This window comes from Arthrobacter sp. R-11 (assembly GCF_049913155.1).
Taxonomy (GTDB): Bacteria; Actinomycetota; Actinomycetes; order Actinomycetales; family Micrococcaceae; genus Arthrobacter.
The window spans coordinates 1607030-1630332 of sequence record NZ_CP183979.1; the positions used below are offsets into that span (position 1 = coordinate 1607030).

Below are 23303 nucleotides of genomic sequence, written 5' to 3' on the forward strand. Positions count from 1 at the left end.
AAGTAGCGCACTATGACCCAAACCGCCCTTCCCGGACTTGCCACTCCACCCAAACTCAAGGAGGGAACGCTCCGGATCGTGCCCCTCGGCGGCCTGGGTGAAGTCGGCCGAAACATGGCCGTATTCGAAATCGACGGCAAGCTCCTCATCGTCGACTGCGGCGTGCTCTTCCCCGAAGAGACCCAGCCTGGCGTGGACCTGATCCTTCCGGACTTCAGCTACATCGAAGACCGCCTGGACGACGTCGTCGCCGTCGTGCTGACCCACGGGCACGAGGACCACATCGGTGCCGTGCCGTACCTGTTGCGCCTGAAGCCGGACCTGCCGCTGGTGGGTTCGCAGCTGACCCTGGCATTGGTTGAAGCCAAGCTCCAGGAACACCGGATCAAGCCGTACACCCTCACCGTCACCGAAGGGCAGATCGAACAGTTCGGCCCCTTCGAATGCGAATTCGTCGCGGTCAACCACTCCATCCCGGATGCCCTCGCGGTGTTCATCCGGACAGCGGGCGGCAACGTGCTGCACACCGGCGACTTCAAGATGGATCAGCTGCCGCTGGACGGCCGGATCACCGACCTGCGCCACTTCGCCCGCCTGGGCGAAGAAGGCGTGGACCTCTTCCTGGCCGACTCCACCAACGCGGACGTCCCCGGCTTCACCACCGCGGAAAAGGAAATCGGCCCCACCCTGGAGCGATTGTTCGGCCAGGCGAAGAAGCGCATCATCGTGGCTTCCTTCTCCTCGCACGTGCACCGCGTGCAACAGGTCCTCGACGCCGCAGCGAAGCACGGCCGGAACGTGGCCTTCGTGGGCCGCTCCATGGTCCGCAACATGGCCATCGCCGCCAAGCTGGGCTACCTCGACGTCCCGCCGGGCATCCTGGTCGACCTGAAGAACATCGACGAGTTGCCGGACCACCGGGTGGTCCTGATGTCAACCGGTTCGCAGGGCGAGCCCATGGCCGCTCTGTCCCGCATGGCCAACGGGGACCACCGCGTGGTCGTCGGAACCGGCGACACCGTGATCCTCGCCTCAAGCCTCATCCCCGGCAACGAGAACGCGGTCTTCCGGATCATCAACGGCCTGCTCAAGCTCGGCGCCGAGGTCATCCACAAGGGCAACGCCAAGGTGCACGTCTCCGGGCACGCCGCCGCCGGCGAACTGCTCTACTGCTACAACATCCTCAAGCCGCTCAACGCCATGCCCGTACACGGCGAAACCCGGCACCTGATCGCCAACGGCCGGATTGCCGAGGATTCCGGTGTGCCTACGGAGAACGTCATCCTTGCGGACAACGGCACCGTGATCGACCTGAAGGACCACAAGGCCCGTGTGTCCGGCCAGGTGGAAGTCGGTTTCGTCTACGTGGACGGCTCCAGCGTCGGCGAGATCACTGACGCCGACCTCAAGGACCGCAGGATCCTTGGCGACGAAGGCTTCATTTCGGTCATCACGGTCCTCAACCGCACCACCGGCAAGATCGTCTCTGGCCCGGAGATCCATGCCCGGGGCGTAGCGGAGGACGACGCCGTGTTCGACGAGATCGTGCCCAAGATCAACGCCGCCCTCGAGGAAGCCGTGGTCAACCACCCGGACCACACCAACTACCAGCTGCAGCAGGTGGTGCGCCGGGTGATCGGCACTTGGGTGAACCGCAGGCTCCGCCGCCGGCCGATGATCATCCCGGTGGTCCTGGAGGCGTAGTCCGCAGGCAGCATCGCGTGAGCGGCCCGAAAAGCCGGACGGCCCGGAATCCGCAGGATTCCGGGCCGTTTGCGGTACCGTGGCGAGTATGGCGACTCGTACTTCCTCCGCGCCAAAAGGCAACTCCACCAGTAAATCCGGCGGATCCGGCCGGGGCGGAGCCACCACAAAATCCGGCAGGACCAGCAGTTCCGCATCCCGCGGCAGCACGCGCGGCAAGGCAGGCGCGGAACCGCAGCAGCCCTGGATCGTCCGGGTCCTCGCTGGAGCCTGGCAGGGAATCGGCCACCTCGTCGGCGCCGGAGTACGCCGCATCGGCCACGACGTCAGCGACCTCGATCCGGCGGAACGCCGCGACGGCGCCGCCTTGTTCAACCTCGTGCTCGGCATCTTCATCGCCACCTTCGCCTGGTGGGGCCTGAGCGGCTGGCTGCCTGACCTCGTCTACAGCGTCGTCAACGGCACGTTCGGCTGGATGTCCCTCCTGCTGCCGCTCATGCTTTTCGTCTGCGCCTTCCGCCTGTTCCGGCAACCCTGGGACGGCCGCGGTAACAACCGGGTGGGGATCGGCTTCCTCATCATGACCTTCGCCGGGAGCGGCCTGGCACACATCATCGGCGGCCAGCCTGCCGTCGCGGACGGTTTCGACGGGCTGCGCCGGGCTGGTGGCATGCTGGGTTTCCTCGCCGCGGCGCCGCTGGCGGCCATCCACACTGCCGTGCCGGTCCTCGTCTATTCCGCCCTCGCCTTCACCTCCTTGCTGATTGTCACTGCGACGCCGTTCGGGGCAATTCCGCAGCGCATCCGCGGGGCGTACGAGCACCTCATGGGTGTGGACCTCATGGAGGACGGCACCGGCGGCGACGCCCACGACCGCAGCTACCTTTTCGAGAACGACCGTCCCGCCCCGAAGAAGAAAAAGCGCATGCGCCTCTTCGGCAAGGACGAGGACGCCGAGCCAAAGCTGGAAGGCTATGTCGGGGACGAGGCCTTCGAACACGCACTGGTCGACGGCGAAGACGGCGCCCGGGCGCCGAAAGCGCCCTCGGTGCCGCCGGGAGTCCGCCGTCCCACCCAGGCCGAAATCGCCGTCGAGAAGATCAAGGCGGCCCAAGGTCTGGGGAACAGCGGATCGGGTGAGAATCCCACCGAGGCGATTCCCGTCGTCGCGCCCGCCATCACAGTGCCTTCGACGCCGGTCAGCCCGCCTCCGCCGCCCACGCCGATCCCGCAGCGCACCGAGCAGCTCTCGCTGGCCGGGGACGTCACCTACACGCTGCCGGCTTCCGACTACCTCACCCCGGGTTCCATCCCGAAGGAACGCACGGAAGCCAATGACGCCGTCGTCGCCGCCCTCACGGACACCATGCAGCAGTTCAATGTCGACGCCACCGTGACCGGCTTCAGCCGCGGCCCCACCGTCACGCGCTACGAAATCGAACTCTCCCCGGGCACCAAGGTCGAACGTGTCACGGCGCTCTCCAAGAACATCTCCTACGCCGTTGCCTCCAGCGATGTGCGCATCCTCAGCCCCATCCCGGGCAAGTCAGCCATCGGTATCGAAATCCCCAACACGGACCGCGAGACCGTGTCGCTGGGCGACGTGCTGCGCAGCCAGAACGCCCGCCGCACCGAGCATCCGATGGTCATGGGCGTGGGCAAGGACGTCGAGGGCGGCTACGTGGTGGCCAACCTCGCCAAGATGCCCCACCTGCTCGTGGCCGGTGCCACCGGCGCCGGTAAGTCGTCCTTCGTGAACTCGATGATCACCTCGATCCTCATGCGGGCCACGCCGGACGAGGTGCGCATGGTCATGGTGGACCCCAAGCGCGTGGAGCTCACCGCCTACGAAGGCGTGCCGCACCTCATCACGCCCATCATCACGAACCCGAAGAAGGCGGCCGAGGCCCTGCAGTGGGTAGTCCGCGAGATGGACGCCCGTTATGACGACCTGGCCAACTACGGGTACAAACACATCGACGACTTCAACAAGGCCGTCCGCGCCGGCAAGGTGGTTCCGCCGCCGGACTCCAAGCGCATCATCAAGCCGTACCCCTACCTGCTGGTGATCGTGGACGAGCTCGCGGACCTCATGATGGTGGCCCCGCGCGACGTCGAAGACTCGATCGTGCGCATCACCCAGCTGGCCCGTGCCGCCGGCATCCACCTGGTGCTGGCCACGCAGCGCCCGTCGGTCGACGTCGTCACCGGCCTCATCAAGGCCAACGTGCCCTCCCGCATGGCCTTCGCCACGTCCTCCGTCACCGACTCCCGCGTGGTCCTGGACCAGCCCGGCGCGGAGAAGCTCATCGGCCAGGGCGACGCCCTGTTCCTGCCGATGGGTGCCTCCAAGGCGATGCGCGTCCAAGGCGCCTGGGTTTCGGAGTCCGAGATCCACAAGGTGGTGGAGCACGTCAAGGGCCAGCTGCAGGCCGTGTACCGGGACGACGTCGCCGCCGAGGCGCCGAAGAAGCAGATCGACGACGACATCGGCGACGACCTCGAGGTGCTGCTGCAGGCCACGGAGCTCGTGGTCACCACTCAGTTCGGATCTACCTCCATGCTCCAGCGCAAGCTGCGTGTGGGCTTTGCCAAGGCCGGCCGGCTCATGGACCTGCTCGAGTCCCGCGGTGTCGTCGGGCCTTCCGAAGGGTCCAAGGCCCGCGACGTGCTCGTCAAGCCGGACGACCTTGCGCCGGTGATTGCCGCGATGAAGGGCGACGACGCCCCCGCCACCCCGGACGCGCACACCGCCGCCCTGAGCGACAACGCGAACGCGAACATCGCCGTCGGCGGCTATGCCGAAGACCTCGTGGCCGCGGACCTGGAGAAGCGCAAGCAGTCAGTGGAGTACTACGACGGCGCCGACGGCGGGGAGGACGACGACGGGGAGGACGCCTGGTCACTGACCGGACGGTAAGCAGGGACCGGACGCTGAGCATGGACCGGACGCTGAGCATGGACCGGACGCTGAGCCCGGCGGCCGGGTTCCGGACGGTAGCCTAGAGGCGTGACTACATCCGAAGGCAGCAAAGCCGGTTCCGGCTCCGAGATCTGGAACCTGCCCAACATCCTGACGATGCTGCGCATCGCGCTCGTCCCCTTCTTCGTCTGGTTCCTGCTCGCCGACAACGGCGAGCACGGCGTCTGGCGCTGGGCCGCCGTCGGTGCTTTCGCCGTCGCGATCTACACGGACAAGCTCGACGGCGACATTGCCCGCTCCCGGAACCTGATCACCAACTTCGGAAAGATCGCGGACCCGATTGCGGACAAGCTGCTCACCGGCTCTGCGTTGGTGCTCCTCTCCGCGCTGGGCGAGCTGCCCTGGTGGATCACGCTCGTCATCCTGGTGCGGGAATGGGGGATCACCGCCCTCCGCTTCTTCGTGATCCGCTACGGGGTCATGCCGGCCTCACGGGGCGGAAAGCTCAAGACCGTTGTGCAGACCGTGGCCATCTTCCTGTTCATCGTGCCGCTGGCGTCGATCGCCCCCTGGCTGTACTGGCTGGCGTTCGCCGTAATGCTCGCGGCCCTCGCGATCACCGTCTGGACCGGCGTCGAGTATGTCTTCCAAGCCCTGAGGCTGCGGGCGGCAGGAAGGCGCGCATGAGCCGGACCGCGCAGGAAACCGCTGCGGAGGTCGTCGGCGTGGCCATTGCCAAGGGCATCACCGTGGCAACGGCGGAATCCCTGACGGCGGGCATGGTCGCCGCGATCCTGGCCAACACCCCGGGGGCCTCCGGGATGCTGCAGGGCGGAGTGGTCGCTTACCAGAACTCGGTGAAGGCCACTGTTCTCGGGGTGTCCCCGGCGTTGCTCGCGGAGGCCGGATCGGTGGACGCCGAAGTTGCCCGCGCCATGGCGGAGGGTGCCCGGGAAGCCTGCGGCGCCGACATCGGGGTGTCCACCACGGGAGTGGCTGGCCCCGAGGCACACGACGGCAAGGACGTGGGCACGGTTTTCATTGCTGTGGCTTCGGGTCAGGGCAGCGAGGCGTTCGGCTACGCCTTCTCCGGCAGCCGGGCCGAGATCCGGGAACAAGCCGCAGCTGCCGCCCTGGACAGGGTGCTGGAACTCCTGCGCGGCGCCGAGTTACCACGGGTAAAGTAAGCGGGAACAAAAACGGCAGCCCAATAGTTGTTACATTGTGTCGCTCCGGAAGAGCCGGGGCGCCTAGGATGTAAGACAAGCGGGGCACCTGTCAAAAAGGTGTCCCGGATCGAAGAGGGAGCAAGGCGATACAGATGGTTAAGCAGCCCGTATCCGTAAACGGCGTTGTCCGCTGGAAGGATGTGGGCTTGGCCGAATCGGCACCGAGGGAACAGAAGGAGCGCAAGATGGTTGTACTGCGTCACGAGATCGGTGATGTTCTGCGCGATGTCCGTCAGCGTCAGGGCCGTACCCTCCGCGAGGTTTCGCACAGCGCCCGCGTATCCCTTGGCTACCTGAGCGAAGTGGAGCGCGGCCAGAAGGAAGCGTCCTCCGAACTGCTGTCTTCGATCTGCACAGCCTTGGACGTGCCCCTGTCCAGCATGCTCCGCGAAGTCAGCGACCGCGTGGCCGTTGCCGAAGGCGTGGCAGTTCCGGACACCGTGCCCCAGGAATTCGCCCAGCGCTACGGACGCGACCTGGACCGCGAACTCAGCGCGGAACTCGGCGGGGACTTCACTCCAGGCATGCTCTCGGCAGCGCGATGAGCACCCTGGCCTAAACGCCAAACGGTATAAGAACAAAGGAAGAGGCTCCGGCAACGCCGGAGCCTCTTCCTTTTGTGTGATCGCCTTTAACCCGGTTGGGCGTGGCATCAGCTCAGGCCTGGTCCTTGCCGATTCCTTCGCCGTACGCGGTGTTGAGCCGCTCCATGTACTCGGCCAGGGTCCGGATCTCCTCAAGGGGCCATTCGCCCAACCGCTCCCGGAATACTTGCCGGCGTGCGTCCTGGACCTGGTGCATCTTTTCCTCGCCCTTGGGTGTCAGGCGGATGGTCTGTGCCCGTCCGTCCTGCGGGTCGGCCTCCTTGTAGACCATGCCGATGCTTTCGAGGAACGCGATCTGGCGGCTCACCGAGGGCTTGCCGACGCCGATGCAGGAGGCCAGCTCGGTCAGGCGCATGGGCCCTTCCTTGCGGATGATCGAAAGCAGTCCGTAGGCGGCCGGTTCCATGTCCGGGTGCACCTGGCGGGACAGCTGGTGGGAGAGCGAACGGGCCCGGCGCCAGAAGATGCTCAGCTGGTGTTCCACTTGCTGGAGGGCGTTGTCGACGCCGTCTCCGTCGACCGGCTCCGGCGCATCGTCGGGGGTATTGCTCATGGCAACCATTCTAGAGTCCTGCCACGTGAGAGACTCTATTGGTGCGGATCAGTGACTTTTGGCGACTCATGGAAGACGAGTTCGGAAGCGGCTATGCCCGGGTCCTGGCAAGCTCCCTGGTGCTTGCCGGGGTGGGCGGGCGCACGGCCGTGCAGGCGCTGGCCGCCGGGGTCGACCCGCGGAAGGTGTGGCTCGCGGTCTGCGAAGTCCAGGACGTTCCCGAGGACCGCCGGCTCGGCCGGGACATCAAGATCAAGGACGGGGCGTCCCCGCAGTCCTGACCCAGGCGCAGCTCCGATCCAGCAGCAGACTCAGCTTCGAAGCCGTGACACGCGCGGCCCGGATGTTCGAATATCTGTTCGGATGGGACTATGCTCCTTTCAGAGGAAAATTGATTCTGACGGACCCTCCGCCTGTATCCGTGACCAGTCCGATTCCGTGTGGTTATCCACATAGTGCATGTTGCCCGCAAAAAATGTCAGCGGCCGGCACTAGCGTCGGAAGGGACAGGAAAGCGGCCCCTCAGGCCAGTCCACAGCGAGAAAGCTCAGAGGTGTGAACCATGGCGGCAAACCCGGATCGTGAGAAGGCGCTCGAAGCAGCGCTTGCCCAGATCGACAAGCAATTCGGCAAGGGCTCCATCATGCGCTTGGGTGACGACACCCGTGCGCCCATCGAGGTGATCCCCACCGGATCCATCGCCCTGGACGTCGCACTGGGCATTGGCGGCCTGCCGCGTGGCCGTGTCGTGGAAATCTACGGCCCGGAATCTTCGGGTAAGACCACCGTGGCACTGCACGCCGTGGCCAATGCACAGCGCAACGGAGGCATCGCGGCCTTCATCGATGCCGAACACGCCCTGGACCCGGACTACGCGGCCAAGCTTGGCGTGGACACGGATGCCCTGCTCGTTTCGCAGCCGGACACCGGTGAACAGGCCCTGGAAATCATGGACATGCTGGTGGGTTCGGGCTCCCTGGACATCATCGTCATCGACTCCGTCGCGGCTCTCGTTCCGCGCGCCGAAATCGAAGGCGAAATGGGTGACTCCCACGTGGGCCTGCAGGCCCGCCTCATGAGCCAGGCCCTGCGTAAGATCACCGGTCGCCTGAGCCAGACCAAGACCACGGCGATCTTCATCAACCAGCTGCGTGAAAAGATCGGCGTGTTCTTCGGCTCCCCGGAAACCACCACCGGTGGCAAGGCGCTGAAGTTCTACGCCTCCGTGCGCATCGATGTCCGCCGCATCCAGACCCTCAAGGAGGGCTCGGATTCGGTCGGCAACCGCACCAAGGCCAAGATCGTCAAGAACAAGATGGCCCCGCCGTTCAAGGTCGCAGAGTTCGACATCATCTACGGCCAGGGCATCTCCCGCGAAGGCGGAATCATCGACATGGGTGTCGAGCACGGCATCATCAAGAAATCCGGTTCCTGGTTCACCTACGACGGTGACCAGCTGGGCCAGGGCATGGAGAACTCGCGCCGCTTCCTGCGCGACAACCCCGAGCTTGCCCAGGAGCTGGAACGCCTCATCAAGGAGAAGCTGGGCGTCGGCGTCAAGCCAGCCGAAGGCGAGGACTCCCCGAAGCTGAAGGCCGTTGACGGCTAGGCGGCAGCGCAGGGCCGGTCCGGGCAGGGAACCCTCCGCAGATTCCCCGGTTCTGGAGGATGCCGAAGCTGATCCCGAAGCCGTGGCCCGGGCCATAGTGCTGCGGCAGCTGACCAACTCGCCCAAGAGCCGTCAGCAGCTGGCCCGGAAGCTGGCCGAACGCGGTGTACCCGAGGCAGTGGCCGAAGCCGTGTTGGACCGGTTTGAGGAGGTCCGGCTCATCGACGACTCGGAGTTCGCGGAGATGTGGGTCCGGAGCCGCTCCCAGACCAGGAAGCTGGCCAGGGGCGCGCTCCGTCGTGAACTGGCGGACAAAGGCATCGACTCCGACACCGCCGAAGAGGCCCTCGGGCAGCTCAGCGACGAGGACGAACAGCAGGCCGCACGGGAGCTGGTCGCACGCAAGCTCCGGTCCGGTGTGGACCTTGGCAACAGGGAAGAACGGGACAAGCACACCCGGCGGCTTGCGGCCATGCTGGCCCGGAAGGGCTACCAGCCCTCGCTGGCCTTCCGGATCGTCGGGGAAGTGCTCGACGAAGCCGGTACCCTTAACGAGTGAGTTTTACCGCCTCTCCCGCAGCCCCTTCCTCCGCAGCCGAGCCCGCCGACACGCCCCGTGCCGCCGAGTCGGATGGCGACGAGCCCGGCCGCCAGCGTACCTACCAGGTCCGCACCTTCGGCTGCCAGATGAACGTCCATGATTCCGAGCGCATGGCCGGCCTGCTGGAGGACGCCGGTTACGTCCCCGCCGAGGGCGGCCTGGCCGACGTCGTGGTCTTCAACACCTGCGCCGTCCGGGAGAACGCGGACAACAAGCTCTATGGCAATCTCGGCGAGCTGAAGCAGGCCAAGGCCGCACACCCGGGCATGCAGATCGCGGTCGGCGGCTGCCTTGCCCAGAAGGACCGGGAAACCATCGTCCGGAAGGCTCCCTGGGTGGACGCCGTGTTCGGCACACACAACGTCGGTGCCCTGCCCGCATTGCTGGACCGGGCCCGCCACAACAACGAGGCGCAGCTCGAAATCCTTGAATCCCTGGACGTCTTCCCGTCCACGCTGCCCACCAAGCGCGACTCCGTCTACTCGGGCTGGGTGTCGATCTCCGTGGGCTGCAACAACACCTGCACCTTCTGCATCGTTCCCTCCCTGCGCGGCAAGGAGAAGGACCGCCGGCCGGGGGAGATCCTTGCCGAGATCCAGGCCCTCGTGGACGATGGCGCCGTCGAGGTCACGCTCCTCGGCCAGAACGTCAACTCCTACGGTGTGGAATTCGGCGACCGGCTGGCGTTCTCCAAGCTGCTGCGGGCCTGTGGCGAGATCGAGGGCCTGGAACGCGTGCGCTTCACCAGCCCGCACCCGGCGGCCTTCACCGACGACGTCATCGAGGCCATGGCCGAAACCCCCAACGTGATGCCCCAGCTGCACATGCCCCTGCAGTCCGGCTCCGACAAGGTCCTCAAGGACATGCGCCGCTCGTACCGTTCCTCCAAGTTCCTGGGCATCCTGGACAAGGTCCGGGAACGGATCCCGAACGCCGCCATCACCACGGACATCATCGTGGGCTTCCCCGGTGAAACTGAAGAGGACTTCCAAGCCACGCTCGACGTCGTCGAAAAGTCCCGTTTCTCCTCGGCCTTCACCTTCCAGTACTCCAAGCGGCCCGGCACCCCTGCCGCCGAGCTGCCCGAGCAGCTCCCCAAGGCCGTCGTCCAGGAACGCTACGAGCGGCTGACCGCACTGCAGGACCGGATCGCCGCCGAGGAGAACGCCAAGCAGCTCGGCCGCAAGGTGGAGCTTCTGGTGACCGCCCAGGCAGGGCGCAAGGCAGGGGAGACCCACCGCCTTTCCGGCCGCGCCGCGGACCAGCGCCTCGTGCATTTCTCCGTCCCCGAGGGCGCCGAAACACCCCGCCCGGGCGACTTCGTCACTGTCACCATCACCGAAGCCGCGGCCTTCCACCTGCTCGCCGATCCCGCGGGCACGGCCGACTACAGCCTGCGCCGCTCCCGCGCCGGTGACGCCTGGGATCGGTCCCAGGCCGATTCCTGCGGTGTTCCCGCGCCCGGCGCTGCGGGCAAGGACGGCAAGGCGGCAGTCTCCCTCGGCATGCCGTCGTTGCCGCTGCGCCGAAGTTGAGCATGCCGCGGCCAAACATGCCGGAAGAAGCAAACCCGCCGGTGATCGCCGTCGTCGGTCCCACCGGCTCCGGAAAGTCCGATCTCGGCGTCCAGCTGGCGCTGGCGCTGGGCGGGGAGGTCATCAACGCCGACGCCCTCCAGTTCTACCGCGGCATGGATATCGGAACGGCGAAAATCACCCTGGCCGAGCGCCACGGCGTGCCCCACCACCTCCTGGACACCATGGACGTCACGGAGGAAGCGAGCGTTTCGGCGTTCCAGCAGGACTGCCGGGCCATCATCGACGACATCCACGCCCGGGGCAGACGCGCCATCCTGGTCGGCGGCTCCGGGCTCTACGTCCGGGCGGCCCTGGATGTCCTTGAGTTCCCGGGAACCGATCCTGCCCTCCGCAAGGCCCTTGAAGACGAAGCCGCGGCGCACGGGCTGTCCGTGCTGGCCGACCGCCTGCGTGCCGTCGATCCCGTCTCGGCCGAACGGCTCGGCGACGCCCGGCGCATCATCCGCGCCCTCGAGGTGCACCGGCTCACCGGCCGGCCCTTCAGTTCCTTCATGCCCGTTCGCGAATACGTCAGGCCCGCCGTGCAGATCGGGCTCGACGTCGACCGCGAACTCCTGCGCGAACGCCTCGCCTTGCGGGTGCACCGCATGGTCGACGCCGGACTGCTGGACGAGGTCCGCGCGCTCGACACCGTCGGCCTGCGGCGGGGCAAGACCGCCGCACGGGCGCTCGGTTACGCACAGTTCCTCCGGGTGCTCGACGGCGATTCGGACATCGCGACGGCGGCCGAGGAGACCATCGTGGCCACCCGGCAGTTCGCACGCCGCCAACTCACCTGGTTCCGCGCCGATCCCCGGATCACCTGGCTCGACTGGCAGGATCCAGGGCTCGTCGCCAAGGCCGCGGAACTGTGCTGACAACACCTCGCTGGCAGCACGCCGGTTGATTTAGGCGGACGGCCGCCCGCAGGTAGCCTTGATCCATGGACGAAAGCCTCACGAACACCCTTGGCCTCGACGGACTGCCTTTTTCCAAAGGCCACGGCACCGGCAACGATTTCGTCCTGATTGCCGACCCGCAGGACCAGCACCGGATCTCCCCGGAACAGGTCGCGGCCCTGTGCAACCGCCACCTCGGCATCGGCGGCGACGGGCTCATCCGTGCCGTCCCTTCGCGTTTCCTTCCCGAAGGCCGCGACATCCTTGAGGACGAGCCCGCGGCGGAATGGTTCATGGACTACCGCAACGGCGACGGCTCCCTGTCCGAGATGTGCGGCAACGGTGTCCGCGTCTTCGTGCACTTCCTCATCGACCAGGGCTTCGTGACGCTGGGCGCCGGCGAATCCCTGGCCATCGGCACCCGGGGCGGGGTCAAGCGGATCTCCCGCACGGCCGAGGGCTATGCCGTGGACATGGGCCCGTGGGAATTCATCTTCCCCGAGGACGCCCGGGACAAGGCCATGGACTCCCTGGTCCACGCTGCCGGCCTCGAAGTCGCCCGGCCGGCGCTCTCGGTCAGCATGGGCAACCCGCACACGGTGGTGGCCTTGGCCGAACTGTCGGAGCTGGAAGCCACTGAACTTTACAAGGCACCTCAGGTGGATCCCGTTCCGCCGCACGGCACCAACGTCGAATTCGTCGTCCCGGCCGAACCGCTCGTCCACGACGGCATCGGGACCATCACCATGCGCGTCCACGAACGGGGCGTGGGCGAGACCCAGTCCTGCGGCACCGGCGCGTGCGCGGCCGCCGTCGCGATCCGGCACTGGGCCGGCGCCGGCGCACCGGACAACTGGAAGGTCAACGTCCCCGGCGGCGTCGTCGAAGTGCGCTTCTTCCCCGGGGCCGGCGGGCGCGAACACGTGGAACTCAGCGGCCCCGCGGTGATCGTCGCTACTGGTTCGCTTTCCTGACCCGCAGGAGCCGGAAAGATTTGGCGGTGCTTTCCCGGGTCACGGTGAAGGTATCGTCCAGCTCCTCCGCCAGCCAGCGCTGCAGCGAATCCGACCCGAGGTTCTTCTGGACCACCAGCCAGGCATCCCCGCCCGGAGCCAGCCGCGGCAGCCACTTCAGCAGCAGCTCATGCAGTTCGGCCTTGCCGATGCGGATCGGCGGGTTCGACCAGATGGTGTCGAAGCTCACGGAAGGGTCGACGTCGTCGGGCAGGCTCGCGGTGACATTGTCCAGCCCCAGCGCGGCAGCGTTTTCGTTCGTGAGGGTGATGCACCGGTCATTGACGTCGACGGCGTAGACCCGCGCTTCGGGCGCCATCAATGCCATGGTCAGCGCGATCGGACCCCAGCCGCAGCCGATGTCCAGCAGATTGCCTCGCGGGGACGGTGCAGGCACTCCGTCCAGCAGGACCACTGTTCCCTTGTCGATCCCGTCGGGGCTGAAGATTCCGGGGGAGCTGTGGAGGCTGCGGGTGGTGCCGGCCAGTTCCACCGTGAGGGGCTTGCGGGGGAAGGGCCCGACGGGCGCGTTGAAATAGTGAGCAGACTCCATAGCTTGCCAGAGTAGTTGGCCGCGCCAGCCAAGGGAAACCGCGGGCCCGGGAAGTGCTTGACAACGCCTGATAGGGTTGTATGCATGTTCTTGATCTTTGAGTAATTCAGCCCCTGCGATGCAGGCCGGCCCGGGCCGTTCCAGTGTGGAACCAACCGTGGCAGCGCCTTTCCGCCTTGGCATGATCCCGGTAACCGAACCGCTGCGGTGTCCCCTCGAGGACGACCACACCGGCTGCCGGAAGCTCAACAGATCGATCCACCGCACGTGCGTTTCCGGTTCCCGCCGCAGCCGTGCCCGGCCCGGATCTCCTGTCTGGTCCTGCAAAGGCGTCAGCCCAGCGCGAAGCGCGCACCATCAGACATCAAACGGCACTATTCTGGATATGCCGAACCTCTAAGGAGACCATGACCACGCAGCAGAACACCGGAGCCGATTCCGACGCCCAGGACATGAGTCCTGAACAAATCCAGGCTGTCATCGACCGGATTCTCTCCAAGGATGTGCCGGCACCGGCGCGGGACGAAGATTCCCGCGGCGTGCTCGGCAAGGCCCAGGCGATTTCCACCCTGGACGAAGAACACAGCATTTACGACGGCGAGCAGGAAGACCTGGCCGAACGCCGCGCCCTGCGCCGCACGGCAGGCCTGTCCACCGAACTCGAGGACGTCACCGAAGTCGAATACCGGCAGCTGCGCCTTGAGCGCGTCGTCCTCGCCGGCCTCTGGACCGAGGGGACCCTTGCCGACGCCGAGAACTCCCTCCGGGAACTCGCGGCCCTGGCCGAGACCGCCGGCTCGGAAGTGCTGGACGGTATCGTCCAGCGCCGGGTCAAGCCGGACCCCGGCACCTACCTCGGATCCGGCAAAGCGTTGGAGCTCAGGGACATTGTGATGTCAACGGGGGCGGACACCGTCGTCGTGGACACCGAGCTGGCACCGTCCCAGCGGCGCGGCCTGGAAGACATCGTCAAGGTCAAGGTGGTGGACCGCACCACCCTGATCCTGGACATCTTCGCCCAGCACGCGAAGAGCCGTGAAGGCAAGGCCCAGGTTGAGCTGGCCCAGCTCGAGTACCTGTTGCCGCGCCTGCGTGGTTGGGGTGAATCCATGTCCCGCCAGGCCGGTGGCCAGGTGGGCGGCGCCGGAGCCGGCATGGGTTCCCGCGGTCCCGGTGAAACCAAGATCGAACTCGACCGCCGGCGCATCCGCACTCGGATGGCCAAGTTGCGGCGGGAGATCGCGGCCATGAAGCCGGCCCGGGAGACCAAACGGGCCAACCGCCGTCGTAATGCCGTTCCCTCGGTGGCGATCGCGGGCTACACCAACGCCGGAAAGTCTTCACTGCTCAACCGCCTCACCGACGCCGGTGTCCTCGTCGAAAACGCCCTGTTCGCCACCCTCGACCCGACTGTCCGCAGGGCGCAGACCCCGGACGGGATCGGCTACACACTGGCTGACACCGTCGGTTTCGTGCGTTCCCTGCCGACCCAGCTGGTGGAGGCTTTCCGCTCCACCCTGGAGGAAGTGGCCGACGCCGATCTGATCCTTCACGTCGTTGATGTCTCCCATCCCGATCCCGAAGGGCAGATCGCTGCGGTGCGGACCGTGCTGGCCGAGGTCGATGCCCGGAAGATTCCGGAAATCATCGTGCTGAACAAGGTCGATGCGGCCGATCCTTTCGTCGTCGAGCGCCTGAAGCAGAAGGAACCGCGGCACGCCGTTGTCTCCACCCGCACCGGCCAGGGCATCGCCGAACTGCTGGAAGCGATCAGCGCGGCGATTCCGCGGCCCGGCGTCCGGCTTGAGGCGCTGATTCCGTACAACCGCGGCGAATTGATCAACAAGCTGCACAATTCCGACGCCGAAATCCTCAGCCTCGAGCATGAGGAAGGCGGCACCCGGGTGGTTGCCATGGTGCACGAAAACCTGGCAGCAGAACTCGGCGAGTTCGCCATCAATGGCTGAACAGGAAAATCCGGTCACCGGAAGGTCCAGGGCGGAACGCACCGCCCTGGACCTCCTGGACAAGGCCGTCGCAGGGATGGACGGGCAGAACCGCACCGGGCAGCACACCATGGCCCTCCATGTCGCCCGCGCCATCGAGAACAATGAGCACCTCCTTGTCCAGGCCGGCACCGGAACCGGAAAGTCCCTCGCATACCTGGTTCCGCTGATCGCGCACGCGATGGACAGCAACAAGCCCACACTGGTGTCCACGGCGACGCTTGCGCTGCAGAGCCAGATCGTGGCGCGCGACCTTCCGAGGCTCCTGGAAACCCTCAACCCCCTGCTGGAGCGGCCGGTCATCGTTGCCTTGGTCAAGGGACGGGCCAACTACCTGTGCCGCCACAAGCTCGAAGGCGGATTCCCCAGCGAGGAGCCGGCCGAGGGCCAGCTGTTCTCCCTCGGGGAAGACACCAGCGTCCCGCACGTGGCGGCCGCGATCGGCGGGACCGCATCGCAGCTGGGCAAGGAAGTGCTGCGCCTGCGTGAGTGGGCGGAAACCACCTCCACGGGCGACCGCGACGAGCTCATGCCAGGCGTGACGGACCGCGCATGGCGGCAGGTCTCGGTGACCTCGATGGAATGCCTCGGCGCGCAGAAGTGCCCGCTGGCCGAGGAGTGCTTCAGTGAGCTGGCCCGGCAACGGGCTGCCGAGGCCGACGTCGTGGTCACCAACCACGCGATGCTGGCCGTCAGCGCCTTCGAAGGGCTGGCCGTGCTGCCGGAATACGATGTCGTGGTCGTGGACGAAGCCCACGAACTCCAGGACCGCGTCACCGGCGCCGTCTCAGGTCAGCTTTCGGTGACGATGATCCACGCCGCGGCGTCCAGCGCGCGCAAGCACACGGCCATCACGGTCGACGCGCTGAACTCGGCGGCGGACCGGCTGGAGCTGGCCCTGGCCGACGCGCCCTCCGGGCTGTTGCCGAACGGACTCAACGACGAACAGCTCGACTGCATCGACCAGCTCCGCGAAGCCTGCCGCGCCGCGCTTTCGGACTCGAAGGGCGATTCCTCCAACGCGGTCGACGGCGGCCGGCAGCTTGCGCGTTCACGCCTCCTGCTGATCCTGGAACTGTGCGAACGGCTGCTCGCCGCCCGCGAAAACCGCGAGGTGGTGTGGTTGTCCCGCGCCAGCAGCTTTGACCCGCAGCAAGGCTATTCGGCGCCGGACGAAGGTGCGCCGGCCCTGATCAACATTGCCCCACTGAGCGTCGCCGGACGCCTGCGCGAAGGCCTGTTTGCGGACCACACCGTGGTGCTGACCTCCGCCACCCTCGCCATCGGCGCGGCGTTCGAACCGGCGGCAGGCGGCCTCGGCCTGATGGGGGAGGGTGCCCCAAGCTGGACCGGGGTGGACGTCGGCTCGCCCTTCGACTATCCGAAACAGGGGATGCTGTACGTAGCGGCGCACCTGCCCAAACCAAGGCGCGGGACCTCACCCGAAGCCCTCGACGAGCTGGAACGCCTGCTCCGCGCTTCCAAAGGCGGGGCGCTCTGCCTGTTCTCCTCCCGCCGCGCGGCCGAGGAAGCGGCCGAACAGATGCGCTCCAGGCTGGACCTGTCCATCCTGTGCCAAGGCGAGTCAACCATGGCCGCCCTCGTGAAGCAGTTCGCTGACGAAAAGGACACCTGCCTCTTCGGCACGATGTCGCTCTGGCAGGGCGTGGACGTTCCCGGCGGTTCCTGCCGGCTTGTGGTGATCGACAGGATTCCGTTCCCTCGGCCGGATGACCCCCTGATGACCGCCCGCTCGCGCGCCGTGGCGCAGTCCGGCGGGAATGGCTTCATGGCGGTTTCGGCGACCCATGCTGCAATCCGCCTTGCCCAGGGCGCCGGGCGCCTGATCCGCACGACGGGAGACAAGGGAGTGGTGGCCGTCCTGGACTCCAGGCTCTCGACCGAACGCTATGGCGGATTCCTGCGCGCTGCGCTGCCGCCCTTCTGGGCAACGACGGACAGCTCCGTGGTCAGCGGGGCGCTTGAACGGTTGAGCACCGGCTAAGAGACCCCGGGCCCGCCTGCTAGAGCGCGAGTGCAGCCCTTAGAGCGAACGCAACCCTTAGAGGGAGCGCAGCACAGAGACGACCTTGCCCATGATCGTTGCGTGGTCGCCGAGGATCGGCTCGTACTGGGTGTTCTGGGGCAGCAGCCAGGTATGGCCGTCCCGCTGCCGGAATGTCTTGACCGTGGCTTCGTCGTCGAGCAGGGCCGCAACGATGTCACCGTTGACGGCGTCGTTCTGGCGCCGCACCACCACCCAGTCACCGTCGCAGATCGCGGCGTCGATCATGGAATCACCGGCGACCTTGAGCATGAACAGCTCGCCGTGGCCCACAAGCTGGCGGGGGAGGGGAAGCACGTCCTCCACGGTTTGGTCCGCCAGGATCGGTCCACCGGCGGCGATCCGGCCCACGAGAGGGACCATTGCAGTGTCGCTGGCGCTGGCCAGTTCCGTGACGGCAAGCCCGCCGGTGCTGCGCAGCGAGGCAGGCGCCTCGACTCCCGGAATCTGCGCCCCGCCGTCGAGGGTCAGGGGCATGAGGACCTCCATGGCGCGCGGGCGCTTCGGATCACGGCGCAGGTAGCCGAGCTTTTCGAGCTGGGAAAGCTGGTGCGTGACGCTGGAGAGGCTGGCAAGACCCACCGTGTCCCCGATCTCGCGCATGGAGGGCGGGTAGCCGTTGTCGTTCACGGAACGTTGGATCGTTTCCAGGATCTTCTTCTGGCGGACAGTCAGGCCCTTGGCTGCTTTAGGCAGCTGCTGGCTCCGCGGGGAGACCCCGTTGCCGTTGGCTCGTGCTGCCATGTGCCGCGTCCTTCCGTTCCGCCCGGGCCGTTGGCCAGGGAGCGGGTCCTTAAAATGTCGGACCCTCCTGATGCACTTTTTCTGTGCCTGTTCCTTTCCCTCAAACGTAGGGCAGGCGCAGGGCTTTATCAAACATTTGTTCTAGCGAGTCTCGACACCATTCGTTGATAAGTGCTAAAAATGTCGTAGCAAGGTTCGAATATGTGTTCTAAGTCAGCAGTTCGGCCGCCCTTCGATTCGAACATCGGATTCGAATGCCGGGGAGCTGGGCGCTGATGGAAGAGAGAATTGGCAGCCATGTGCCGGGCGGGTCCGGGTGCAGGCTTTTCATCAGGAGGGCTCAGCTCATGTCCGGCATCACCATCACCCGAGAATTTCCCCAGGCTGTCCCCGGCCGCCTCCGCCTGACCCGTCGTGGCCGCATTGTCTTCTTCGGCATCCCGGCAATGCTCCTGCTTGCCGCCCTGCTGACCCTGGTGGGATTCCTGAATTCGCCGGCCAAGGCTGCCGACGAGGGAACCGTGCTGCGCACCACCCCCACGGTCACCGTCACGGTGCAAGCCGGCCAGTCCCTGTGGGGCATCGCAGGTGCCGCCGCGCCGGAACGCGATCCGCGCGATGTCATTGTGGAGATCATCCAGCTGAACAACCTGGAAGGCGGCCGGATCGTCCCCGGCCAGCAGCTGTTCGTACCTGCCGCCTGAGCCCGGCCGCCTGATTCCCTCCGCAACACCGGGACGGGCCGCGGCTGTCACAGTTTCAGGGCACCAGTGCTTGCGCCTTAAACTGTCATGGTGAGTGAGCAGCTAGAGCGACTTGACCGACTTCCCCTCCGGGACAACCTCCGCGGACTGAGCCCGTATGGCGCGCCGCAGCTGGATGTTCCGATCCTGCTCAACGTCAACGAAAACACCCATGGTGTTCCCTCGGATGTCCAGGCCGCGATCACCGAAGCGGTGGCAAAGGCAGCCATGGGCCTGAACCGCTACCCGGACCGTGAATTCACCGAGCTTCGCGAAGCTCTGGCCGAGTACCTCGGACATGGTCTCAGCCCCGAAAACATTTGGGCGGCCAACGGCTCCAACGAGGTCCTCCAGCAGATCCTCCAGGCCTTCGGCGGGCCCGGGCGCACCGCCCTGGGCTTCCCTCCCACGTACTCGATGTACCCGCTGCTAGCCAGCGGAACCGACACGGCCTACATCACCGGCGTCCGTGCCGATGATTACGGACTGGACGCCGCATCGGCCGCTGCCCAGGTCCGGGAACTGCAGCCGAACATCGTTTTCCTGTGCTCCCCGAACAACCCGACCGGCACGGGCCTGGGCCTCGACGTCGTCGAAGCCGTCTACGAAGCCGGGGAGGCAAGCCAGGCGATCGTCATCGTCGACGAGGCGTACCACGAGTTCGCCCACGACGACACGCCCAGCGCACTGACCCTGCTGCCCGGCCGGGAACGCCTGATTGTCTCGCGCACCATGAGCAAGGCCTTCGCCCTTGCCGGTGCCCGCGTCGGCTACCTGGCGGCCGCCCCGGAGGTCACCGACGCCATCCGGCTGGTGCGCCTGCCGTACCACCTCTCGGCTGTCACCCAGGCCACTGCCCTCGCAGCCCTCCGGCACCGCGAAGCCCTCATGGCCGACGTCGAAGATATCAAGGTCCAACGTGACCGGATCGTGGACGGACTGACCCGCCTGGGCCTGAAGCCGGCGGCTTCCGACTCAAACTACGTGTTCTTCGGCGGCCTCGAGAACCCGCACGCGGTGTGGCAGGGCCTGCTCGACGCCGGTGTGCTGATCCGCGACGTCGGCATCCCCGGACACCTGCGCGTGACTGCAGGCACCGAAGCCGAAACCACAGCGTTCCTTGAAGCCCTCGAAGCCCTGCTTGACGGCCGGACCCCCGCGCGGGCCTAGACTTGAAGCTGATTCCCACCTCTCCTCGAAGGACAATTCAATGAGCGAAAACGGCGCCACTACGGCAGCCGCCCGGACCGCACGCATGGAACGCGCCACCAGCGAGTCCTCGGTCTTCGTCGAAATCAACCTCGACGGCACCGGCGTATCGGACATCAGCACTTCCGTGCCGTTCTACGACCACATGCTGACCGCGCTCTGCAAGCATTCGCTCATTGACATGACCGTCAAGGCCACCGGTGACACCCACATCGACGCCCACCACACCGTGGAAGACGTCGCCATCACCTTCGGCGAGGTCCTGCGTACCGCCCTCGGCAACAAGGCAGGAATCCGCCGATTCGGCGAAGCCACCGTGCCCCTCGACGAAGCCCTGGCACACGCCGTCGTGGACGTCTCCGGGCGCCCCTACCTGGTGCACAGCGGTGAGCCTGCAGGCCAGGAATACCACTTGATCGGCGGGCACTTCACTGGTTCGCTGACCCGGCACGTGTTCGAAGCCATCACCCTGCACGCCGGCATCTGCCTGCACATGAACGTGCTGGCCGGCCGCGATCCGCACCACATCGTCGAAGCCCAGTTCAAGGCCTTTGCCCGCGCCCTCCGTGCCGCCGTGGAATCCGATCCCCGCGTGGAGGGCATCCCGTCCACCAAGGGAGCCCTGTGAGCAAGCAGATCCTCAAGAACGGCGCCATCGTCGACCCCGATGCCGGCAGCCGCGTCGTTTCGCCTGAGGGCAAACCCACCGTTACGGTCCTGGACTACGGTTCCGGGAACGTGCGCTCCGCCGTGCGTGCCTTGGAGCGCGCCGGCGCCGAGGTGACCCTTAGCGCCAAGCCCGAGGACGTCCTGAACGCGGACGGCCTCCTGGTGCCCGGCGTGGGTGCCTTCGAAACCGTGATGCGTGAGCTGAAAGCGGTCGACGCCATCAGGATGATCGGCCGCAGGGTAGCCGGCGGCCGTCCGGTGCTCGGCATCTGCGTTGGCCTGCAGGTTCTCTTCGAAGCCGGCGTGGAGCACGGCACCGAAGCCGAGGGCATGGGGGAGTGGCCGGGGAAGGTGGAATTGCTGCCTGCCCCGGTGGTGCCGCACATGGGCTGGAACACCGTGAAGGTGCCGGAAGGCTCCAAGCTGTTTGCCGGCGTCGAGGACGAACGCTTCTACTTCGTGCACTCCTATGGGGTGCAGAAGTGGGAGTTCGACGTCGCGCAGCCGCGGATGGCCCCTCCTATGGTCACTTGGTCCGAGCACGGCGCGCCCTTCATTGCGGCCGTGGAGAACGGGCCGCTGTGCGCCACCCAGTTCCACCCGGAGAAGTCCGGCGACGCCGGAGCGCGGCTGCTGCGCAACTGGGTCGAGGGCCTGCGCCCCAAGGCCGTCGAGACCCCGGAAGCCGCCGGCGCGCCGGAAGCCACTGCCTGAAATGTGGTCGATCATCCTGATGGGCGCGGCCGGGCTGCTGATCGGCGGCGGAATCTCCTTCCACCAGCAGAAGCGCCCCCGCTGGGTCTCCATCTCCTTCTACGTGCTGGCTGCCATGGCGCTGCTGGCTGCCTACCTCTTCACCCTGCCGGGCAACTGACGCCCGCTTCCGTCCCCAACACCGAGGATCCCCATGGCTACCGCCCCTGAACTTCCCGTCCTGGAACTGCTGCCCGCCGTCGACATCGTGGACGGCCAGGCCGTCCGCCTCCTGCAGGGCGAGGCCGGCTCGGAAACCAGCTACGGCACCCCGCTCGAAGCCGCCCTCAACTGGCAGAACGACGGCGCCGAATGGGTGCACATGGTGGATCTCGACGCCGCCTTCGGCCGCGGGAACAACGCGGACCTCATCAGCGAAGTCGTCTCGCAGCTGGACGTGAAGGTCGAACTCTCCGGCGGCCTGCGCGACGACGAGTCCCTTGAGCGTGCCCTCGGGCTCGGCGTCGCCCGCGTCAACCTCGGCACCGCCGCCCTCGAAAACCCGGAGTGGACCCGGCGCGCCATCGAGCGCTTCGGCGACAAGATCGCCGTCGGCCTCGACGTTCGCGGCACCACCCTGGCCGGCCGCGGCTGGACCAAGGAAGGCGGGGACCTCTGGGAGGTGCTGGCCCGCCTCGAGGACGCCGGCTGCGCGCGCTACGTCGTGACCGACGTGACCAAGGACGGCACGCTCCAGGGCCCCAACGTCGAACTGCTCAAGCAGATGGTCGAGAAGACCGGCAAGCCCGTTGTGGCCTCCGGCGGTATCTCCAGCCTTGAAGACCTCCGCGTTCTCCGCGACCTGGTGCCGTTCGGGGTCGAGGGCGCGATCGTGGGCAAGGCCCTGTACGCGGGAGCCTTCACGCTTCCCGAAGCCCTGGACGTAGCCGGCCGCCGCTGATGCACGGGCAGCAGGAACCGGCAGCAGGGCCGGGCACGGCGGCGGATGCCAAACCCAGGCGGGAACTGCCGGGCCACATTGCCGCGGCGCTGGCCGGTGCCGGGGGAGCTACCGACTCGGCGGGCACGCCGTGGGCGGGCCGGGACCTGAGCGGGGACGCCGCGAAGATCCACAACTTCGAGGACGACGACGGCAGCGCCGACGCCGGCTACCTCGCCGCAGTCGAAGCGCTCCTTGAGGGGCGCGGCGGCGAAGCCGGCGTCGTCAAGGCGCTCGCCACAGCAAGGGTCTTCGTGCCCGTCATGGCAACCCTGGCCGAGGAAGCCGACGGAGTCGCCGCTGCGCACGGTGACACCCTGCAGGCCGACAAGCAGGCCGACATGGCCCTGGTCACCCTGAAGGCGCCCGACGGCCGGACGGCGATGCCGGTGTTCACCTCGGCGGCCGCGCTGGAATCCTGGCATCCGGAAGCCCGGCCCGTTGCCGTCTACGCAGCCCGTGCGGCTCTCTCCGCTGTGTCCGAAGGGGCCCAGCTGCTGGTCCTGGACCCGGGCTCCGAGGTCACGTTCGTGGTCCGCAGGCCCGCAGTGTGGGCATTGGCACAGCAGCGGGACTGGACGCCGTCGTACCTGGATGATCAACTGGAGTCTGCTCTCGCTTCCACGGCACGGGAGTTCCCGGCGGTCCGACGCCTGGAAACCCGCCAGGGCGCCGGAACGGCGTCCCGTACGGCCACAGGGCAGACCGTGGCCGGCGGCGGTGCCGGCCCCGAACTGCAGGTGGTGCTCTTCCTCGACGACGGCCTCGACGCCGCTGCCCTGCAGGCGCTGCTGGGACGCCTGAACGAAGCGTGGGCGCAGCTTGACGCCTTTGCCGAGAACGTCGACTCGCTCGAGGTCAAGCTGCAGCGCGCGGCGCAGGAGTCTGCGCCTAAGTAACGGTTGCAC

General features: G+C 66.9%; 23 protein-coding genes. 20 read left to right on the forward strand and 3 right to left on the reverse strand.

From position 1 onward, the window contains the following. The first annotated feature begins 12 nt into the window (after positions 1 to 12). The 5 genes from ACN9M4_RS07250 to ACN9M4_RS07270 all read left to right on the forward strand — a co-directional run bounded on the left by ACN9M4_RS07250 (position 13) and on the right by ACN9M4_RS07270 (position 6401). Positions 13 to 1704, forward strand: a complete 1692-nt coding sequence (locus ACN9M4_RS07250; RefSeq protein ID WP_426302867.1) for a ribonuclease J — start codon at positions 13 to 15, stop codon at positions 1702 to 1704. Positions 1705 to 1792: 88 nt separating this feature from the next. After that, the gene (locus ACN9M4_RS07255; protein ID WP_426302868.1) at positions 1793 to 4624 is read left to right on the forward strand and encodes a DNA translocase FtsK; all 2832 of its coding nucleotides are present in this window, start codon (positions 1793 to 1795) and stop codon (positions 4622 to 4624) included. A 90-nt stretch (positions 4625 to 4714) separates the two neighbouring features. Next, positions 4715 to 5314 (forward strand): CDP-diacylglycerol--glycerol-3-phosphate 3-phosphatidyltransferase, encoded by a 600-nt coding sequence (gene pgsA / locus ACN9M4_RS07260; RefSeq protein WP_426302869.1) that lies wholly within the window; start codon positions 4715 to 4717, stop codon positions 5312 to 5314. Beyond that, the gene (locus ACN9M4_RS07265; RefSeq protein ID WP_426302870.1) at positions 5311 to 5814 is read left to right on the forward strand and encodes a CinA family protein; all 504 of its coding nucleotides are present in this window, start codon (positions 5311 to 5313) and stop codon (positions 5812 to 5814) included. Before pgsA ends, ACN9M4_RS07265 begins: the two co-directional genes overlap by 4 nt. A 134-nt stretch (positions 5815 to 5948) precedes the next feature. Next, positions 5949 to 6401 carry a helix-turn-helix domain-containing protein gene (locus tag ACN9M4_RS07270; protein ID WP_426302871.1) on the forward strand — a complete coding sequence of 151 codons (453 nt, stop codon included), beginning with the start codon at positions 5949 to 5951 and terminating at the stop codon, positions 6399 to 6401. Positions 6402 to 6513: 112 nt separating this feature from the next. Here the strand turns inward: ACN9M4_RS07270 and ACN9M4_RS07275 are convergent, their stop codons facing one another. Then, a complete protein-coding gene (locus tag ACN9M4_RS07275; RefSeq protein ID WP_426302872.1) occupies positions 6514 to 7014 on the reverse strand; it encodes a MarR family winged helix-turn-helix transcriptional regulator in 501 nt (166 codons plus the stop codon). Between the two features lie 41 nt (positions 7015 to 7055). Here ACN9M4_RS07275 and ACN9M4_RS07280 point away from each other — a divergent pair, with 41 nt between their 5' ends. From ACN9M4_RS07280 to dapF, 6 genes are all read left to right on the forward strand, one after another. Next, on the forward strand, positions 7056 to 7295 hold the full coding sequence (locus ACN9M4_RS07280) for a DUF3046 domain-containing protein (protein ID WP_426302873.1): 240 nt from the start codon (positions 7056 to 7058) through the stop codon (positions 7293 to 7295). A gap of 281 nt (positions 7296 to 7576) precedes the next feature. Continuing rightward, the gene (gene recA, locus ACN9M4_RS07285) at positions 7577 to 8623 is read left to right on the forward strand and encodes a recombinase RecA (RefSeq protein WP_074589205.1); all 1047 of its coding nucleotides are present in this window, start codon (positions 7577 to 7579) and stop codon (positions 8621 to 8623) included. 82 nt (positions 8624 to 8705) lie between these two features. Continuing rightward, a complete protein-coding gene (locus ACN9M4_RS07290) occupies positions 8706 to 9182 on the forward strand; it encodes a regulatory protein RecX (RefSeq protein WP_426303422.1) in 477 nt (158 codons plus the stop codon). 128 nt (positions 9183 to 9310) lie between these two features. Further along, positions 9311 to 10759, forward strand: a complete 1449-nt coding sequence (gene miaB / locus ACN9M4_RS07295) for a tRNA (N6-isopentenyl adenosine(37)-C2)-methylthiotransferase MiaB (protein ID WP_426303423.1) — start codon at positions 9311 to 9313, stop codon at positions 10757 to 10759. Between the two features lie 17 nt (positions 10760 to 10776). Beyond that, on the forward strand, positions 10777 to 11679 hold the full coding sequence (gene miaA / locus ACN9M4_RS07300; protein WP_426302874.1) for a tRNA (adenosine(37)-N6)-dimethylallyltransferase MiaA: 903 nt from the start codon (positions 10777 to 10779) through the stop codon (positions 11677 to 11679). A gap of 65 nt (positions 11680 to 11744) precedes the next feature. Continuing rightward, positions 11745 to 12674 carry a diaminopimelate epimerase gene (gene dapF / locus ACN9M4_RS07305; protein WP_426302875.1) on the forward strand — a complete coding sequence of 310 codons (930 nt, stop codon included), beginning with the start codon at positions 11745 to 11747 and terminating at the stop codon, positions 12672 to 12674. On the opposite strand, the gene ACN9M4_RS07310 is transcribed toward dapF, so the two are convergent. Further along, positions 12655 to 13266, reverse strand: coding sequence for a class I SAM-dependent methyltransferase (locus ACN9M4_RS07310; RefSeq protein WP_426302876.1), 612 nt, complete (start codon positions 13264 to 13266; stop codon positions 12655 to 12657). The genes dapF and ACN9M4_RS07310 overlap by 20 nt on opposite strands. A 407-nt stretch (positions 13267 to 13673) precedes the next feature. On the opposite strand from ACN9M4_RS07310, the gene hflX reads away from it, so the two are divergent. After that, positions 13674 to 15233 (forward strand): GTPase HflX, encoded by a 1560-nt coding sequence (gene hflX / locus ACN9M4_RS07315; RefSeq protein WP_426302877.1) that lies wholly within the window; start codon positions 13674 to 13676, stop codon positions 15231 to 15233. Beyond that, complete coding sequence (locus ACN9M4_RS07320) at positions 15226 to 17277, forward strand: ATP-dependent DNA helicase (RefSeq protein WP_426302878.1); 2052 nt, start codon at positions 15226 to 15228, stop codon at positions 17275 to 17277. Before hflX ends, ACN9M4_RS07320 begins: the two co-directional genes overlap by 8 nt. Before the next feature lie 57 nt (positions 17278 to 17334). On the opposite strand, the gene lexA is transcribed toward ACN9M4_RS07320, so the two are convergent. After that, positions 17335 to 18081, reverse strand: coding sequence for a transcriptional repressor LexA (gene lexA / locus ACN9M4_RS07325; RefSeq protein WP_426302879.1), 747 nt, complete (start codon positions 18079 to 18081; stop codon positions 17335 to 17337). Positions 18082 to 18428: 347 nt separating this feature from the next. Between lexA and ACN9M4_RS07330 the strand changes: the two genes are divergently transcribed. The 7 genes from ACN9M4_RS07330 to ACN9M4_RS07360 all read left to right on the forward strand — a co-directional run bounded on the left by ACN9M4_RS07330 (position 18429) and on the right by ACN9M4_RS07360 (position 23294). Continuing rightward, positions 18429 to 18785 carry a LysM peptidoglycan-binding domain-containing protein gene (locus ACN9M4_RS07330; protein ID WP_426302880.1) on the forward strand — a complete coding sequence of 119 codons (357 nt, stop codon included), beginning with the start codon at positions 18429 to 18431 and terminating at the stop codon, positions 18783 to 18785. A 90-nt stretch (positions 18786 to 18875) separates the two neighbouring features. Beyond that, a complete protein-coding gene (locus tag ACN9M4_RS07335; protein WP_426302881.1) occupies positions 18876 to 19994 on the forward strand; it encodes a histidinol-phosphate transaminase in 1119 nt (372 codons plus the stop codon). Positions 19995 to 20034: 40 nt separating this feature from the next. After that, the gene (hisB, locus tag ACN9M4_RS07340; protein ID WP_426302882.1) at positions 20035 to 20661 is read left to right on the forward strand and encodes an imidazoleglycerol-phosphate dehydratase HisB; all 627 of its coding nucleotides are present in this window, start codon (positions 20035 to 20037) and stop codon (positions 20659 to 20661) included. Further along, a complete protein-coding gene (gene hisH, locus ACN9M4_RS07345) occupies positions 20658 to 21416 on the forward strand; it encodes an imidazole glycerol phosphate synthase subunit HisH (protein ID WP_426302883.1) in 759 nt (252 codons plus the stop codon). The genes hisB and hisH overlap by 4 nt, the downstream gene beginning before the upstream one ends. A gap of 1 nt (position 21417) precedes the next feature. Then, positions 21418 to 21576, forward strand: coding sequence for a hypothetical protein (locus ACN9M4_RS07350; RefSeq protein WP_426302884.1), 159 nt, complete (start codon positions 21418 to 21420; stop codon positions 21574 to 21576). Positions 21577 to 21609: 33 nt separating this feature from the next. Then, entirely contained in the window at positions 21610 to 22356 is a 747-nt protein-coding gene (priA, locus tag ACN9M4_RS07355) for a bifunctional 1-(5-phosphoribosyl)-5-((5-phosphoribosylamino)methylideneamino)imidazole-4-carboxamide isomerase/phosphoribosylanthranilate isomerase PriA (protein ID WP_426302885.1), read from the forward strand. Then, positions 22356 to 23294, forward strand: a complete 939-nt coding sequence (locus ACN9M4_RS07360; protein ID WP_426302886.1) for an SseB family protein — start codon at positions 22356 to 22358, stop codon at positions 23292 to 23294. Before priA ends, ACN9M4_RS07360 begins: the two co-directional genes overlap by 1 nt. Positions 23295 to 23303 lie beyond the last annotated feature (9 nt).

Excerpts from the sequence above, each read along its gene's own strand:
- ACN9M4_RS07255 (WP_426302868.1), top strand. The coding sequence starts at position 1,793 with ATGGCGACTCGTACTTCCTCCGCGCCAAAAGGCAACTCCACCAGTAAA.
- ACN9M4_RS07320 (WP_426302878.1), top strand. The coding sequence starts at position 15,226 with ATGGCTGAACAGGAAAATCCGGTCACCGGAAGGTCCAGGGCGGAACGC.
- ACN9M4_RS07330 (WP_426302880.1), top strand. The coding sequence starts at position 18,429 with ATGTCCGGCATCACCATCACCCGAGAATTTCCCCAGGCTGTCCCCGGC.
- ACN9M4_RS07310 (WP_426302876.1), bottom strand. The coding sequence starts at position 13,266 with ATGGAGTCTGCTCACTATTTCAACGCGCCCGTCGGGCCCTTCCCCCGC.
- ACN9M4_RS07265 (WP_426302870.1), top strand. The coding sequence starts at position 5,311 with ATGAGCCGGACCGCGCAGGAAACCGCTGCGGAGGTCGTCGGCGTGGCC.
- ACN9M4_RS07250 (WP_426302867.1), top strand. The coding sequence starts at position 13 with ATGACCCAAACCGCCCTTCCCGGACTTGCCACTCCACCCAAACTCAAG.
- ACN9M4_RS07275 (WP_426302872.1), bottom strand. The coding sequence starts at position 7,014 with ATGAGCAATACCCCCGACGATGCGCCGGAGCCGGTCGACGGAGACGGC.
- ACN9M4_RS07360 (WP_426302886.1), top strand. The coding sequence starts at position 22,356 with ATGCACGGGCAGCAGGAACCGGCAGCAGGGCCGGGCACGGCGGCGGAT.
- lexA (WP_426302879.1), bottom strand. The coding sequence starts at position 18,081 with ATGGCAGCACGAGCCAACGGCAACGGGGTCTCCCCGCGGAGCCAGCAG.
- ACN9M4_RS07270 (WP_426302871.1), top strand. The coding sequence starts at position 5,949 with ATGGTTAAGCAGCCCGTATCCGTAAACGGCGTTGTCCGCTGGAAGGAT.
- hflX (WP_426302877.1), top strand. The coding sequence starts at position 13,674 with ATGACCACGCAGCAGAACACCGGAGCCGATTCCGACGCCCAGGACATG.
- dapF (WP_426302875.1), top strand. The coding sequence starts at position 11,745 with ATGGACGAAAGCCTCACGAACACCCTTGGCCTCGACGGACTGCCTTTT.
- recA (WP_074589205.1), top strand. The coding sequence starts at position 7,577 with ATGGCGGCAAACCCGGATCGTGAGAAGGCGCTCGAAGCAGCGCTTGCC.
- hisB (WP_426302882.1), top strand. The coding sequence starts at position 20,035 with ATGAGCGAAAACGGCGCCACTACGGCAGCCGCCCGGACCGCACGCATG.
- miaB (WP_426303423.1), top strand. The coding sequence starts at position 9,311 with ATGAACGTCCATGATTCCGAGCGCATGGCCGGCCTGCTGGAGGACGCC.
- miaA (WP_426302874.1), top strand. The coding sequence starts at position 10,777 with ATGCCGGAAGAAGCAAACCCGCCGGTGATCGCCGTCGTCGGTCCCACC.
- priA (WP_426302885.1), top strand. The coding sequence starts at position 21,610 with ATGGCTACCGCCCCTGAACTTCCCGTCCTGGAACTGCTGCCCGCCGTC.
- ACN9M4_RS07350 (WP_426302884.1), top strand. The coding sequence starts at position 21,418 with ATGTGGTCGATCATCCTGATGGGCGCGGCCGGGCTGCTGATCGGCGGC.